General features: G+C 45.5%; 13 protein-coding genes. 4 read left to right on the forward strand and 9 right to left on the reverse strand.

Annotation, left to right across the window (positions count from 1 at the left end; genetic code table 11):
• Positions 1-58: 58 nt before the first annotated feature.
• Complete coding sequence (locus NBH07_RS06160) at positions 59-2,473, reverse strand: S9 family peptidase (RefSeq protein ID WP_156682699.1); 2,415 nt, start codon at positions 2,471-2,473, stop codon at positions 59-61.
• A gap of 95 nt (positions 2,474-2,568) precedes the next feature.
• Here NBH07_RS06160 and NBH07_RS06165 point away from each other — a divergent pair, with 95 nt between their 5' ends.
• Entirely contained in the window at positions 2,569-3,762 is a 1,194-nt protein-coding gene (locus tag NBH07_RS06165; RefSeq protein ID WP_156682700.1) for an exo-beta-N-acetylmuramidase NamZ family protein, read from the forward strand.
• Between the two features lie 6 nt (positions 3,763-3,768).
• Entirely contained in the window at positions 3,769-5,826 is a 2,058-nt protein-coding gene (locus tag NBH07_RS06170; protein ID WP_009016985.1) for a TonB-dependent receptor plug domain-containing protein, read from the forward strand.
• A 49-nt stretch (positions 5,827-5,875) separates the two neighbouring features.
• On the opposite strand, the gene NBH07_RS06175 is transcribed toward NBH07_RS06170, so the two are convergent.
• The 3 genes from NBH07_RS06175 to NBH07_RS06185 form a co-directional block, all read right to left on the reverse strand.
• A complete protein-coding gene (locus tag NBH07_RS06175) occupies positions 5,876-6,325 on the reverse strand; it encodes an META domain-containing protein (RefSeq protein ID WP_005858959.1) in 450 nt (149 codons plus the stop codon).
• Positions 6,325-6,750: an META domain-containing protein gene (locus NBH07_RS06180; protein ID WP_005858961.1), complete on the reverse strand. Its 426-nt coding sequence runs from the start codon at positions 6,748-6,750 to the stop codon at positions 6,325-6,327. Before NBH07_RS06180 ends, NBH07_RS06175 begins: the two co-directional genes overlap by 1 nt.
• An 83-nt stretch (positions 6,751-6,833) precedes the next feature.
• Positions 6,834-8,204, reverse strand: coding sequence for an MATE family efflux transporter (locus NBH07_RS06185; protein WP_041525630.1), 1,371 nt, complete (start codon positions 8,202-8,204; stop codon positions 6,834-6,836).
• 145 nt (positions 8,205-8,349) lie between these two features.
• Here NBH07_RS06185 and NBH07_RS06190 point away from each other — a divergent pair, with 145 nt between their 5' ends.
• A complete protein-coding gene (locus tag NBH07_RS06190) occupies positions 8,350-9,648 on the forward strand; it encodes a M23 family metallopeptidase (protein ID WP_156682701.1) in 1,299 nt (432 codons plus the stop codon).
• A gap of 3 nt (positions 9,649-9,651) precedes the next feature.
• Complete coding sequence (locus NBH07_RS06195) at positions 9,652-10,020, forward strand: YccF domain-containing protein (protein ID WP_005867901.1); 369 nt, start codon at positions 9,652-9,654, stop codon at positions 10,018-10,020.
• A 311-nt stretch (positions 10,021-10,331) separates the two neighbouring features.
• Here the strand turns inward: NBH07_RS06195 and murI are convergent, their stop codons facing one another.
• The 5 genes from murI to uppS form a co-directional block, all read right to left on the reverse strand.
• Complete coding sequence (murI, locus tag NBH07_RS06200; RefSeq protein ID WP_008772655.1) at positions 10,332-11,162, reverse strand: glutamate racemase; 831 nt, start codon at positions 11,160-11,162, stop codon at positions 10,332-10,334.
• A 90-nt stretch (positions 11,163-11,252) separates the two neighbouring features.
• A complete protein-coding gene (locus NBH07_RS06205) occupies positions 11,253-11,747 on the reverse strand; it encodes an OmpH/Skp family outer membrane protein (RefSeq protein ID WP_005858972.1) in 495 nt (164 codons plus the stop codon).
• 74 nt (positions 11,748-11,821) lie between these two features.
• Positions 11,822-12,337 (reverse strand): OmpH/Skp family outer membrane protein, encoded by a 516-nt coding sequence (locus NBH07_RS06210; RefSeq protein WP_005858974.1) that lies wholly within the window; start codon positions 12,335-12,337, stop codon positions 11,822-11,824.
• A 172-nt stretch (positions 12,338-12,509) separates the two neighbouring features.
• Positions 12,510-15,200 carry an outer membrane protein assembly factor BamA gene (gene bamA, locus NBH07_RS06215; protein WP_009016982.1) on the reverse strand — a complete coding sequence of 897 codons (2,691 nt, stop codon included), beginning with the start codon at positions 15,198-15,200 and terminating at the stop codon, positions 12,510-12,512.
• Positions 15,201-15,214: 14 nt separating this feature from the next.
• Positions 15,215-15,958, reverse strand: coding sequence for an undecaprenyl pyrophosphate synthase (gene uppS, locus NBH07_RS06220; RefSeq protein ID WP_005858978.1), 744 nt, complete (start codon positions 15,956-15,958; stop codon positions 15,215-15,217).
• Between the last annotated feature and the right edge of the window lie 6 nt (positions 15,959-15,964).

Below are 15,964 nucleotides of genomic sequence, written 5' to 3' on the forward strand. Positions count from 1 at the left end.
TATTTATTTTTTTTGCGAGACAAAAATAAACAATCTCTCTCACATATACTACTTCTCATCACTGATACCCCTGAAACCAATTGCCCAGTTTCAAATCTTTTATATCCGCACCTGTTTCCCGTTCGCCTCTCAAATACTCAGAGAAGTAATCGACCATCCGCCAATAATAATACTCATTATAGTCATCAAAATGATGACGTTTTCCCGGTACGATCAACATATCAAAGCGTTTGCCTGCCTTGATCAACTCGTCCACGACAACAATGGTATTCGCCGGATGCACATTATTATCGATATCGCCATGGATCAATAACAGATGGCCTTTCAAATTCCTCGCCAATTCCTGATTGGTCGGGATGCGAATATCGAACGAGATATTTCCCATATCATCCGTGATCTCCTTTACCCCATGATGTTTCTCTCCCCACCACCGGTTATAAATGTTATTGTCATGATTACCGGCACAAGATACCGCCACCTTAAAGAAATCCGGATAAAGGAGCATAGCCGCTGTAGACATGAAACCGCCACCGGAGTGTCCGTGTATGCCGACCCGGTTGATATCCATGAATTTATAACGAGCGCACAACTGCTCGATAGCCACTTTATGATCCGCCATCGGATAATCACGCAAATTTCCATATCCATAATTATGATACCACTTGGAGCGACTGGGATGCCCTCCCCTGTGTCCCATGCAAACCACGACAAATCCGGCTTGCGCCAAACGATCCGTACGAGGATTCAACGGAATGTAGCGAAAGAAAGTTCCCTCCTGTTGCGGTCCGGGGTATACATAGTTAATGACCGGATATACTTTCGTGGAATCAAAATCAAAAGGCTTATACATGACACCATACAAATCGGTCACCCCATCGGCCGCCTTTACCGAAAAAGGCTCAGGGAATTTATAACCTGCCATGAATAATTGGGAGAAGTCACTCTCCTCCAAGGTCATCAATCGGTTACCTTGGTTATCATACAATGCCGTAGCCGGGATCGTATTGACACGAGAATAGTTATCCACGATATATCGCATGGATTTATCCATAGAGACCAGGTGGAAATAATCGCCCGGAGTAATCAGCTTTAAGCCCGAACCATCCAGATTCACCCGATACAAATGCTCGTAATAAGGAGTCGTATCTCCCTTTTCCCGGGCATTCGCCTTGAAGTAAACGACACGATTCTTACTGTCCACGTCTACGATGGCGTCCACATGCCAAGGCCCTTTGGTGATACGGTTTTTCAAATTTCCTTGCGCATCATATAGATACAGATGCGCCCAACCATCCCGTTCGCTCCAATGGATCAATTCCTTACCATTATCGGTCATCGCTAGCGGGCGGGTTTCCATTGAAGTATTTAGACGTTCCTCAATGATCGCTTTTACCGAATCCTCCCCGATCGTGTACGAACAGATATCCACCCGTTTCATATCCCGGCTGACACGGGTCAAATAGAAGGTCTGGTTATCTCCCAACCAGATCGAGTTCCGAGTGAGTCCCGTACGCTCCTTATCCGGCTTGGAGGCTAGATTGATTGTTTGATCTTTAAAACAATCCACCCGGATTTCTTTCCGCTTCCCGGTATTTTCCAAATCAAAGAGATATAAATGAACGATTGGAGAACCCGCCTCTCCCGGCATCTGATATTTATAGGTCTCAAGTGTAGGACGAGGTTTGGCGATCGAGTTAATCACCCATAAATCTTGCACCGCACGTTGATCCGACAAAGTCGCAGCGAAATAACGACCATCGGGAGACCAGTTCCCCATTACATATTTCCGCTTATGGTCACATAAAGTATCGGTATTCAAGAAGGTCCGGGGCATACCAAAGCCAAAATCTTTTTCGCCATCCGTAGTCAAGGCGATCTCGGATATCGTCTTATCCTCCGGGTCCTTCACGGCCTTCTCATAATCCTCATAACTCATGACATACAGGTTCAAATCTTTCGCGAAGACGACCCGCTTTTTATCCGGCGATATATTCGCCCAACGGATTTTAGCAGGAATCTCGTCTTTCGTAATCCGAGTCAACCGGGAGGACGGATAATCATACGAGAAAAAATAGTTCCCGTTCGTACCCTTTATCGAGAAAGTAAACGTGCGATCATCTTCCTTTAAGCGTAAATCTTCGATAGGAAGTTGTTGTCCGGTAAAAGGCTCTCTCACGATCTCGCTTATCTGTGCCGCCAACTCATCCCGATCGAATAATAATCGTTTATTTCTCGAATTGGGGTCCACCAGATACCAGTTTGTCCCCTCACTCGTCTTATACTCATACCAGAACTTGTCACTATTATTAAAATAATTGGGGGTAAGGGTATAAGAGAAAAGTAGCTGTTCCGCATTCGACGGGGCGAAACGGCGTGCTTGCGTATATTCCGGTAGGACATCTTGCGCATAGGTAAAAGGCACCCATGATAAACTCAAGAAGGCTACCGCATAAAAAAGTGTTTTTACATTCATATTCTAGTATTGTCTGTTATTCGCCTCAAAAGTATAAACTTTCTGTGAAAAACATTTCGTACTTTTGCGGTTAGTATACAGTTATTATATATGTAATGAAACAGATCTTTATATTTCTAGTCATACTTTTTAGCCTGACGCCAACGGTCTATTCACAAAACGCCCCGTTAAAGCTAGGTGCCGAGCGGATGGATGTCGTCACTCGTTTACTGAAGGGTAAGCGGGTAGGATTAGTGGTCAACCAGACTTCCATTTTGGAAAAGCGGCAGATTCATTTATTAGATGCGCTAGTAGCGGAAGGCATAGACGTTAAGAAGGTGTTCGCTCCGGAACATGGATTCCGGGGAACCGGTGATGCCGGAGAGGAGATAAAAGATAGCCGGGACTTGAAAACAGGCATCCCCATCATCTCTATTTATGGGAAAAACAAGAAACCGTCCGCCGGGCAACTGGGCGACCTCGACGTGATTGTTTTCGATATACAAGATGTAGGTGCCCGTTTCTATACCTATATCAGTACGATGCATTACGTGATGGAAGCCTGCGCCGAAAACAACAAAGAGTTTATCGTGTTGGACCGCCCGAACCCGAATGACTTCGTAGACGGACCGATCCGCCAGAAAGGATTCGAGTCTTTCGTCGGTGTCGATCCGCTCCCGATCTTGCACGGCTTGACCGTAGGGGAATTGGCATGGATGATCAATAAGGAAGGCTGGCTGAAAAGTACGCCCGATACCTGCCGGTTAAAGATCGTAAAGATGGAGAATTGGAAACACGGAGATCCCTATTGGTTGCCGGTCAAGCCCTCTCCGAACCTCCCGAATGACCAGTCTATCCGCCTGTATCCGTCGCTTTGCTTTTTTGAGGCTACGAACGTTAGCGTGGGAAGAGGAACCTATTATCCGTTTCAAGTACTAGGTTTCCCGGACCCTAAATACGGGGATTTCACTTTTACCCCGACCTCCTTGCCCGGATTCGATACCAATCCCTTGCAAAAGGATAAAGTATGTTACGGCATCGATCTGCGGGAATATCCGTTCGAAGGAGGATTAACCTTGCGATTCTTCCTCGACTTCTACAATAAAGCGGGAAAGGATCAAGCCTTTTTCTTCTCCCGTCCGAACTGGTTCGATTTATTGGCAGGCACGAAGCAGCTCCGCTACCAGATCGTAAGGGGCTTATCCGAGAAAGAGATCCGGGAAAGTTGGAAACCCGAGCTAGATCAATACAAGGCCATGCGTAAAAAGTATTTACTTTATCCGGACTATCCTACTCAAAATAAAAAATAAGAACGAATGAATTATTGGGAATCGCATACCCAAGTCGCCGTACGTTTCCGCCGATTCGACCGGAAACGTTACGCCGCATTCCGGAGTATGCACAAAGTCATTAACATTGGAGTCGTAACAGCAAGTACGCTACTATTCGCCCTGCCCGACACGGCGCAAGCTCAAAAGACAATCGAGCCTAACCGGACCGGCGAGGAAGCTTCCGTAGAGCTGGAAGAGGTAGAAGTTACCGCCTCCCGTGCGCCTATCGCACGGAATCAAGCGACCAAGATCGTGACAGTCATTCCCGCCCGTGAGATCACGGCGGCACCTGTCACCAGTATCCAAGATCTTTTAGAATATGCCGCGGGAATAGACGTCCGGCAACGAGGAGAAGGAGGCACCCAAGCCGATATCTCCATCCGGGGAGGGACGTTCGACCAAATAGCGGTTCTCTTAAACGGGGTCAACCTCTCCAACCCACAAACCGGCCATTATAGTTTTGACCTCCCGGTGAATCTCTCGGACATAGAGCGCATCGAAGTGGTATCCGGCCCTTCTTCCCGTATATTCGGGGCCAGCGCTTTCGCCGGAGCGATCAATATCATCACGAAAACAGGAAAAGAGAACAGGATATCGACCGACAATTACGCCGGAATGCATAAGCTATGGAAACTGGAAGCTGCCATCAATCACGCAACCACTCATTTCGGACAGCGCCTTTCCGCAGGGTATGCCTCGTCCGGAGGGTATATAGACAATACGGACTTCAAACAATTAAATCTTTTTTGGCAATCGGAACTTAAAAGCGAGGAGGCCGATTTCCAATTCCAAGCCGGATACAACGACAAAGGTTATGGAGCGAATAGCTTCTACTCCGTTTCCTATCCCAATCAATACGACAAGACTCGCCGCTTCTTCCTCTCCGCCGGAGGAGAAACACATGGCAAAATCAAGTTCACCCCCAAGGTATACTGGACCCGACATTTCGACCGGTACGAGTTGTTCCGTAGCGATCCCGCCGATTGGTATACCGGGCATAATTACCATGAGACGGAAGTATTTGGAGCCAACCTCAACGCCACGACACAGTGGAAACTAGGAAGAACCAGTATGGGCGTGGAATTCCGGAACGAGGGAGTAAGGAGTAACGTATTAGGCAAGCCGATGAAGGAACCGCAGGATGTTCCTTTCGAGAAAGAGGGGCAATATCTAAAAAGCGATAACCGAAATAATATCAGCTACTTTCTTGAGCATAACGTATTATTACGCCGCTTCACGTTGTCAGTCGGGGTCTTGGCAAACTATAATTCGGCCTTAAACGAAGGGATTCATTTCTATCCGGGAATAGATGCCAGTTACCGTATCGGGGACAATTTCCGTCTGTATGGGAGCTGGAACCGGGCATTGCGTATGCCGACTTTCACCGATCTTTATTATGAGGGTAAGACGAATAAAGGAAATCCGGACCTAAAACCGGAGGAAAGCGAAGCATTCGAGGTCGGACTGAAATACAACACTTACTTCCTCCGGGCTCATATAGCCGGCTTTTATCGAAAAGGCAAGAACATGATCGATTGGGTGAAAGAGAAACCGGAAGATATCTGGGAAAGCCAAAATCTGACAAAAGTCGATAACCTTGGTTTCGAGACTAACCTGAGTTTATTACCGAGGGAACTGGGCAACGAACGGTTCTTTATCCGGAAAATAGAACTGGGATATGCGTTTATCCATCAAGACAAGGATAGTGAGGGGTATATATCGAATTATGCGTTAGATTATCTGAAGCACAAGTTCACGGCTCAATTAAGCCATTCTATCTGGAAAGGTTTTTCGGCCACTTGGTATGTCCGTTGGCAAGACCGGGCAGGTAGTTATACTAAATACGAGAATCTTAAGCCGGCTTATGAGGAACCTTACTCTCCTTATTGCTTAGTAGATATGAAAGTAAATTGGGAATATCAGCGGTTAAATCTATATGCGGAATTAAATAATCTGCTCAATTCCACTTATTATGATCTGGGAAATATCCCCCAACCGGGTATTTGGTTTAAGGCAGGATTCCGTTATAGTTTCAAATATTAATACCCAGTTGTAGAGACGGGGCGTGCCCCGTCTCTACAACTGGGTGATTTTATTTTTGCTTTTTGATCACCAACAACTTATCATTATTGGTCCCGAACAAAGCGATTTCCGTAACAGGAGCCGCCTCACCCTGTGCCTCAAAGCGCACCACCTTATTAAGCGCTTCCAGCAACTCACGTTCGCCGCTCATATCCGGGCAAGCCATTCGGGTAGTCGCTACCTGTGGGAACTTAATGATATTTTTATAAGCATCATTATATTCGATCTTCCCCATCAACCGATTGCAACCGGCATTTCCCGAAAGCCCTTGACGAGCCACGTCGAACACCAAAACCTGATGAGTCTCCTCGGGATTCAACGTCTTACCGTTCATCTCCACGACACCCCATTCACCATCCAGATCCGAGAAAGAAGCTACCACCGCTTTCTTGGATTTACAGCCGGCGAACAAACCGACGCCTACCAAAAGCAGGCAAATATAAAAAAGACCTTTTCTCATTAATTTCTCTCCAATACTAATAATACATTACCATCTTGGTCTACCAACAACATCTCATTCTCATCTTTTCCGGCCTTCACGGAACGAACCTGATCCATCGATTGAAGCACGCTCGTCTCCAAATCCATATTCGGACAAGCCATCATAGTCGTAGCGCCCGGAGCGATCGTAATAGAAGATACATCTTCCGGATCTAACGTGATCGTCGTATTGAATAAATTACAGCCTGTATTTCCATGTAATTTCTTCTCAGCCATATTGAAGTCCATCTGTGGCAGGCCTTCTTCCAAGACTTTCTCACCTTTCACTTCTACCACATTCCATTTACCTTCCAACTTCTTCACATCTGTCTTGACGTCTGAACAAGAAAACATCATCCCAACGAAAGCGGGAAGCAAAAACGCATAAAACAATACCTTTTTCATCTTCATCATAATCTTTTATAAAATATCTATTGTAATTAGTAAGACGCAAATAGAAGGCAAAATGTTCCCAAGAGCACCCTGTTTTAGCTTATATTAACAGGATTCTTGATTAACATCCTCTTTTTCCACTTCTGCGTTCGCCACCGCAAACAGAGTACCGCTCCCCTGGAACACTCGTCCAAAGCAAAAGCGAACCACATCCCCGCTAAGCCTAATCCGAACACGATACCGAACATATACCCGCAGAACACGGCAAAGAACCACATACAGAATAACTCGATAATTACCGGGACCACGACGTCGCCTACCGAACGCAAGCAGAATAAGAACAGCAGTACCGTGGCCCGCCCTTGCTCCAAGAGTACATCTACCAGCAAGGCTCCCATCGCGATCGTTATGATTGCTTGATTCTCAGTAAATATCCCCAATAAAGGACGTCCCAGCAGATAAACCCCGGTACTAGCGACTAACGTAATCAGCAACGACCTCCTCCAAGCATACCAACTCAATAAATAAGCGGCTTGCTTCTTCCTCGCGCCCACCAAATTGCCGGTACAAATAGAAGTAGCTTGTGCGATCGACAAAGAAAAGATATAGCCGATTATTACGATATTCATCACATAAACACGAGCTGTCAAGTACTCATTACCCAGCATATTGATAAAGTAGACAATCGTCACCTGCGAGGCATCATACGAGATTTGTTCCGCTGCCGAAGGCAAACCGATCTTCAACACGTCTCTCAACTTCTGAAACGGGAACGGACGGAAATAAGCCAAAGGGATACGAGGCACCAACCGCTTGAACAGCATGATAAACAAAAGTGTCATCGCCACTCCCCGGCAAACAGAGGTAGAGATAGCCGCTCCTTGTACACCGAGGGCAGGAAAACCGAAATGGCCAAATATCAATGCATAATTTCCAAACACATTCAATACATTGATCAGCAAGGTCACCTGCATCGCGTAATTCGGCTTGTTCGCCGCACGGAGCACCGCCGATATCGTAAAACTAACCGCTTGGAAGAAGCCGAACCCTCCGACAATGTGCATATAAGTCTCAGCGTCCGGCATCAGATCCGGACGGATATCCATCAGGACCAACATCTCCCTACCGAACAAGAAAAGCATCAAGCTGATCAAGCAACCTACGCCGGCGTTAAACAACAAGGAGGTTCCTAACACCTGAATAAAACTCTTATTATCTTTCGCCCCAAAATAGAGGGCGCACATGACAGACGTTCCGGTCGTGGTAATATTGAACAGCAGAAATACCATGTTCAGCAATTGATTAACCACACCTACCGCTGCCACCGCATTATCGGAATGATGGCTCAGCATAAGCGTATCCACCACGCCTAAAGTCAACATCAGCAAGGTTTCCAGAAAGATAGGCCCTGTTAATTTAAATAATTTGCCTCTCAGCCCTCTCGGGGCACGGAATAGTCTATACATGTCCATTGATCTGCTTTCTACCTAAACACCTTTTTTACGAGTCCGCGAAGGTACAAAGCTTTACGCTAAATAGGTTTCGCTATTTCTATTATTTTCCGTAAGTTTGTATCCGGTTGAATAATTTTTGATGAACAAACGAAGACAAATGGACAAGAAACTACCTATATGTATCGTATTAGTCATGTTGATGAGTTGTTTCTCCTGCAAACAGCCCCAACAGCCCACGGAAGACGCAGACATGGATACGCAGTGGGTGGATAGCTCACAGCATCTGTATCAATACGGCATCTGTATCGATTCCTTGGACGTAAAAGAGTATTTGATGAAAAACGGGGATAATCCCGCCTCCATCTTCTCCGGGCTGGGCTTCACGGCCTTGAAAGCAGACAGTATCAGCAGGGCATCCACCCATGTCCTCGATCCGACGAAACTGCGAGCCGGCATGCATTATTACACATTTTCCACGGTAGATTCCTTGGAGACGATCCGATATATCGCCTTCGCCAAGTCGCTGACCGATTATGCCGTAATCGACTTGACCGGCGATACGATCAACGCCTATGAATTTAATAAGCCGATCACCCTCAAGAAAAAATATACGGAAGGAGTATTAAACTCTTCCCTATGGAACGTGATCAAGGCCAACGGAGGTGATCCGTATCTGGCGATCAAGATATCGGACGTGTACGCTTGGCAAATCGATTTCTTCGATATCAAAGATGGAGACTCATTCAAGGTTCTATACAATGAGGCTTACATCGACGATACCACCGCCTTGAGCATCGCCTCTATCGAGGGGGCGATCTTTACGCATCAAGGCAAAGAGTTTGTAGCGATTCCTTTCACCCAAGACAGTATCTTCGAATACTTTGATGAGGAAGGGAACAGCCTTCGCAAAGCGTTCTTGAAAGCCCCATTAGACTTTTTCCGGATCACATCCCGTTTTACGAACGCCCGTTTCCACCCGATCCTCAAACGATACCGGGCGCATCATGGGGTTGATTACGCAGCACCGACCGGTACACCGGTACGCAGCATCGGAGCTGGTACGGTTATCGCCAAGGGATATCAAAACGGCGGGGGCAATTTCCTGAAAGTGAAACATAACTCCGTATACACCACGACTTATATGCACTTAAGCCGCTTCGCCAAAGGAATCCAAGTAGGCAGCCATGTGCAACAAGGCCAAGAAATCGCTTATGTAGGCTCCACCGGACTCTCTACCGGGCCGCACCTAGACTTCCGTGTCCACAAAAACGGGCAGCCTATCGATCCGCTAAAAATGGAAGCTCCCCCTTCTGAACCGGTGAAACCGGCCTACAGGGATAGCTTCGCTTTGGTCAAGCAGCAAATCTTGGCGGAAATAGATAGCTTTCATGTAGCCACAGTTAGTAAAGCATCTGTTATATATGAGAAAGATAGTATCAACCATTTAAATAACTAGCGTATGAAATTCTTGGGGAATATAATATGGTTACTCTTCGGAGGGATTATAACAAGTGTAGAATATCTGATATCCAGCCTAATACTAATGATAACGATCATTGGTATACCTTTTGGCCTCCAGACCTTAAAATTAGCGATACTGGCTTTATGGCCTTTTGGCAGCCGTGTCGTAGACGAGGGCAATTCCGGAGGATGCTTGTCACTTATCATGAACATTATCTGGATATTCGTCGGAGGCTTTTGGATTTGCCTTACGCATCTGGGATTCGGCCTTTTGCTATGTATCACGATCATCGGCATCCCTTTCGGCATGCAACATTTTAAGATGGCAGCTTTAGCCTTGGCTCCTTTTGGAAAGAGCATCCAATAAGGGAACGTCTGACTTTTCTGTAGAAGACAGACATCTGGCAAGAATTTAAGATAGGATAGGGTATTATACCTATTTCTTTCTATACTTATACGTTCTCGCTCCTTATTTTATTTTCTAATTCACGTCATGGTCTGTATAGACCACAACGTGAACTATACAAATCACGCCGTGAACTCTACAGACCACGGCGTGATCTGTAGAATTATACTAGATATTCAAATGAATTCATCCGATATCTTTCAAGTATTCATAAAGAAGGAGGGAAGTATAAATAGCGTTCATATACATCTCCCTCATAGGGCCTAGGGGCGTTATAGCTCGATCTGGGAAACCGAAACCGGAGTATTCATGAAGATAGAGGCCGCCTCAGAAAACTTCTCTGCCGACTCCGTGGTAAGAAAACGGCAACTTCCTCCCTTCGTGAGTTTACGATCCATTTCCGGGTGACGCCCTAAATAATCTCGCAAACTCTCCGCTACATGCTCGCCTTGCGAGAATAGAGTGATGCCGGAAGGAAGAAAAGCACGGATCTTATCCATCAAAAGGGGATAGTGAGTACATCCCAAGATAAGCGTATCGATTTGCGGATCTACGGATAATATATGGTCGATATGCTTTTTCACGAAATAATCCGCTCCCGGGGAATTAAACTCATTATTCTCTACCAAAGGAACCCACATGGGGCAAGCCTCGCCTGTCACTTGGATATGTGGGTACATCCTGCCGATCTCTATCGTATAAGAATTGGACGTAATCGTACCGCTCGTACCTACGATACCGATATGTTTGGTACGGCTGATCGTATCCACTAACTCAACTGTAGGACGGATGACTCCCAATACACGACGATTGGGGTCCCATGTAGGCAAGTCTTTTTGTTGGATCGTACGAAGCGCTTTCGCGGATGCCGTATTACAAGCCAAGATCACCAATTGGCAACCCGACTCAAACAGACGCGATACCGCCTGACGGGTAAATTGATAAACGACCTCGAACGAACGGGTTCCATAAGGAGAACGTGCGTTATCGCCCAGATAAACGTAATCATAACCGGGCATCAACTGATGAATCTTATCGAAAATCGTAAGTCCGCCATAACCTGAATCAAAAAGACCGATCGGACCGGGAGTTTGTGGAAACATATCAGAAACCTTCTTTTATAAAGTACAAAGGGTGCAATCCTTTCGGAAAACACCCCCTCTTTTATTCTATAGAATAAATTTTCTCGCTAATTACAAACCGAGTTTCGTACGAACAAACGGAGTTGCGTCTACTGCGTTAGTACCCGTATAAAGCAAAGCTGCCGGATCGATGATATACGTATATCCCTTCTCCTCGCCTACCTTCTGGATAGCCTCGTGCAACTTCTGTTGGATCGGTTGCAACAATTCCTGTTGTTTCTTTTGTACGTCTTGCTGAGCTACCTGAACGAAGTTATCCATACGTTCTTGGATATCTTGAATCTCTTGCATTCTTCTCAACTTGATATTTTCTGTCAATGAATCTTGCTGCGCTACGAAGTCTGAATATTTCTTTTGGTATTCATCTTGCATTTGCTTCAATTCAACTCTATATTTCTCATTCAAGTCTGCCATTTGTTTTTCCATACCAGATACCTCCGGCATAGCCATAAACACCTCTTGAGTTTTTACAAACGCAATTTTAACTTCCTGAGCGATAGCTCCCAACGGGAGAATCATCAACAATAAAACAATAAGTTTCTTCATTTTTACTATATAATTACTTTGTTATTAATCAAGCTTTCACACTTTTCATGCATAAAGCGCACAAATGTAAGCATTTATTTTGAATATCCTAACTTAATCAGCACTTCATTACTGATATCGATCTTCGGAGAAGCGAAAATAATGCTCATAGCTGAAGCTCGATCCCAAACAATTTGATATCCCTTGTCTTCCGAGATTTCTTTCACCGCATTATACACCTCGTCTTGAATCGGTTTCATCAAACTCTCGCGTTTCTTATATAACTCACCCTCAGGACCGAAATATTTACGCTTCAGATCTTGCGCCTCTTGCTCTTTCTTCACGATCTCTTCCTCACGTTTCGTTTTCATCTCGGCAGAGAGGAATACCAGATCGCTCTGATAATTCTTATACATATTCTGAGCTTCTTGCTGAATCGCTTCCACCTCATTTTGCCATTTCTTGGAAACTTGGCTCAACTGCTCATTGGTCATTTCGTAAGCCGGAATATTCTTCAATATATATTCCATGTCGATTAAAGCGAACTTCTGTGCCATGCCGGCAAAAGAACAAAGCAACATCAGACAGCTCAATGTGATAATCTTTTTCATACTCTCTTTATTTATAGTTCTACTTTATGACTGCAAATATAACAGAGGGTTTACTTACAGCCTACCAATATTCGTTAAAAGTATTTATTTAAATGTAGAGACGGGGCGTGCCCCGTCTCTACATACGGAACACGCCCCGTCTCTACATACGAAGCTATACCCGATCTATATTTTAGAATTCCTGTCCGATGATAAAGTGCAGGTTACTACCGCTACGTTTACCATTAGATCCATAATTCGGCTCGTCGAAACCATAAGCCCAGTCGAGTCCCATCAAACCGATCATCGGCAAGAATATACGGACACCGACACCGGCGGAGCGTTTCAAGTTAAACGGATTAAAATTCTTCAAATCAGTCCAAGCGTTACCAGCCTCCACAAATACCAATCCGTAGATCGTAGAGGAAGGCTCCAGCAAGAACGGATATCTCAACTCCATAGCCAAACGAGAATAAGCGTATCCATAAGAGTTGTAACCACCATTACCGGCGATACTACCATTCTCATAACCTCTCAAACCGATCGTTTCCTGAGCATAGGTACTGGAGTAACCACTCATACCGTCACCACCCATATAGAAGGTCTCGAACGGAGACTTCTTATTTTTATTATAAGTACCCAAGAAACCATACTCAACACGGGTCATCAATACCGGCGTACGTTTCACGGTCAACGGAGCCAACGGAGAGAAGATCTTCGCTTTGAACTTCCATTTATGATACTCGATGAATTTATACTTATCCGGGTCTGAGCTTGACATCGACGCATAATCCTTACCATCGAATAAAGAGTAAGGAGGCGTAGCAGCTACAGACAACATGAATTGTGAACCCTTACGAGTATACAACGGGTTATCGATCGAGTTACGTTGCAACATCAACTCCAAGTTGATATTATGGCAATTTCCGTTATTAACCAAGAAATAGTCCCAATCATGCATCATATACAACTGATAGTTCAACGTCGCCATGAACTGGAAGTAGTCGTCCGGCCAATTCAAACGTTTACCATAACCGGCCGCTAAACCGAACATCATGATAGACTTATCCGGGTCGTAAGCATACTCATAACTATTATTGTAACCATAGTTGCCGTAATAGTTGCTACCATAGCCATAACCGCCCCCATAATAACCGGGATAACCATAGCCATAGCCCGGATAGCCATAACCATAACCGGAATTGGTCAAGTAATTGCTACTGATATCGGTTTGCTTTGAGAAATAAGCGCTGACAGACAATGTATTCGGTCGTTTACCGCCGAACCAAGGATCCATGAAGGAGATGCTGTAAGCCTGATAGTAACGCCCATTCGTCTGGCCGCTCAAGGTCAATGTCTGTCCCTCACCTTGCGGGATGATGCCCTTATAGGTTTTCGGGTTTAAGAAGTTCTTCATAGAGAAGTTCGTAAACTTCAAACTTAACTTACCGATCACACCCGTCTGTCCCCAACCTGCGGAGAACTCGATCTGGTCATTCGCCTTGGAAACCAAGTTATACTCGATATCCACGGTTCCATTCTCAGGATCAGGCAGCGGCACCGGATTCATGTTTTCCGGGTCGAAGTGTCCCATCTGGGCCAACTCACGAACGGAACGCATCAAATCCTCGCGGCTGAACAACATACCCGGCTTCGTACGCAACTCACGGCGAACGATATCCTCATACAGACGGTCATTACCATTAATGATAATACGGTTGATCGTCGCTTGCGGACCCTCTTGGATACGGATCTCTAACGAGATAGAGTCATTCGCTACATCCACCTCTACCGGATCGGCGTTGAAGAACAAATAACCGTTATTAAAATAGACATTCGAAACGGCATCCTCATCCGTACTCAAACGTTCGTTCAATTTCTTTTGATTATACACCTCGCCCGGTTTCATACCCAGCACGGCCATCAAATAGTCCGTAGAATATTGCGTATTACCCACGAAGCGAATATCTTTCAAATAGTATTTCTCACCTTCATCCACTTTCAAGAAGATATCTACCTTCTTCTCGTTAAAGTTCGCTACGCTATCGGACAACAATACGGCGTCGCGATAACCATGCTCGTTATATTTAGCGATTATATTTTTCTTATCGTTCTCATATTCCTCAGTCGTGAACTTCTTCGTGCTGAACATCTCCATGATACTGGTTTTCCAGTCGTTCGGCAAGCTGAACTTCTCGTTCGTCTTCTTCATCGCCTTCTTCAACTCCCGGGCGGTCAGTTTTTCGTTACCCTCAAAATAGATACGATGGATCTTGGTCTTTTCATTCTTATCGATATTGATATCCACGATCACCTCGCCTTCATTCGCGGGATCGTCCTTTTGCTCGATCTCGACATCCACGTTCTTAAAGCCTTTGCCATCGAAGAACTTCTGGATCACGATCTTGGCACGGTCCATGACGTTCGGTGTCACCTGAAAACCTTTCTTCAAGCCCAGCTTCGCCTCCAAGTCCTCACGCTCGCCTTTCTTGATACCGTGGTAATTGACTTGCGAGATACGCGGACGCTGCTTCAGCTGGATCTCCAGCCAAATCTGGTCGCCCTCGATCTTCGTCGCCAAGATCTTCACATCCGAAAACAAGCCATGTTTCCAAAAACGTTTCACTGCTGTAGTGATCTCTTCCCCCGGCACGGTAATCTCATCGCCTACCGACAAGCCCGAGAAGCCGATCAACACAAAATCATCATAATTCTTGATACCCGTAATCTTTATATCCGCAATCTTGTATTTCTTCGGAGCTAACGAGTACGAAATGACCGGCACTTCTGCCGGCGCCTCAACTTGGGTAGTGTCTATTTCTTGGGCAAACGCACCGCAAGCGAAACCCAAGCAAATAAAAAACAGCACTATTCTTTTGTACATATAACAGCTATTGTTTATAAGATTAATTGCTCACTTGTCTTACCGAAACGACGCTCACGTTGCTGGTAATACAATATAGCCTCATACAACTCTTCTTCTCTGAAATCCGGCCAAAACACATCCGTAAAGAAGAATTCAGCATATGACAACTGCCATAGCAAGAAGTTACTGATGCGTTTCTCTCCTCCGGTCCGTATCAAAAGATCGGGATCGGGGATATTTTTGGTCGTCAAGTGGTCCGAGACCATAGCCTCGGTTATATCATTGGGGTTTATTTTCTGTTCCAAGACCTCTTGGGCGAGTTGCCTAGCCGCTCTGGTGATCTCCCACCGGGAAGAATAACTAAGCGCCAAAACAAGTGTGGTTCCCGTATTCGCCGAAGTCGTATCGATACATTCTTGCAATGTATTATAAGCATCCTCACGCAAACGGGAAAGATCGCCTATGGCGGTAAGGCGAACGTTTTTCTTCATCATGTCCGGAGTCTCCCGGTGAATGGCAGAGACCAGCAAGCTCATCAGCGCTTGGACCTCTTCTTCCGGACGATTCCAGTTCTCGGTAGAGAAAGTGTACAACGTCAGATATTTCAATCCGAGTTGAGTGACCGCATCCATAATCTTACGGACCGAAACAACGCCTTCCTGATGCCCGAAGCTACGGTCTTTCCCCTTCGCCTTGGCCCAACGTCCGTTCCCGTCCATAATAATTGCCACGTGCCGTGGCAAGCGATTCTTGTCTATTTTCTCAATCAACGACATTTTTTA

The sequence above is a fragment of the Parabacteroides sp. B2-S-102 genome (assembly GCF_023656665.1).
Taxonomy (GTDB): domain Bacteria; phylum Bacteroidota; class Bacteroidia; order Bacteroidales; family Tannerellaceae; genus Parabacteroides; species Parabacteroides distasonis.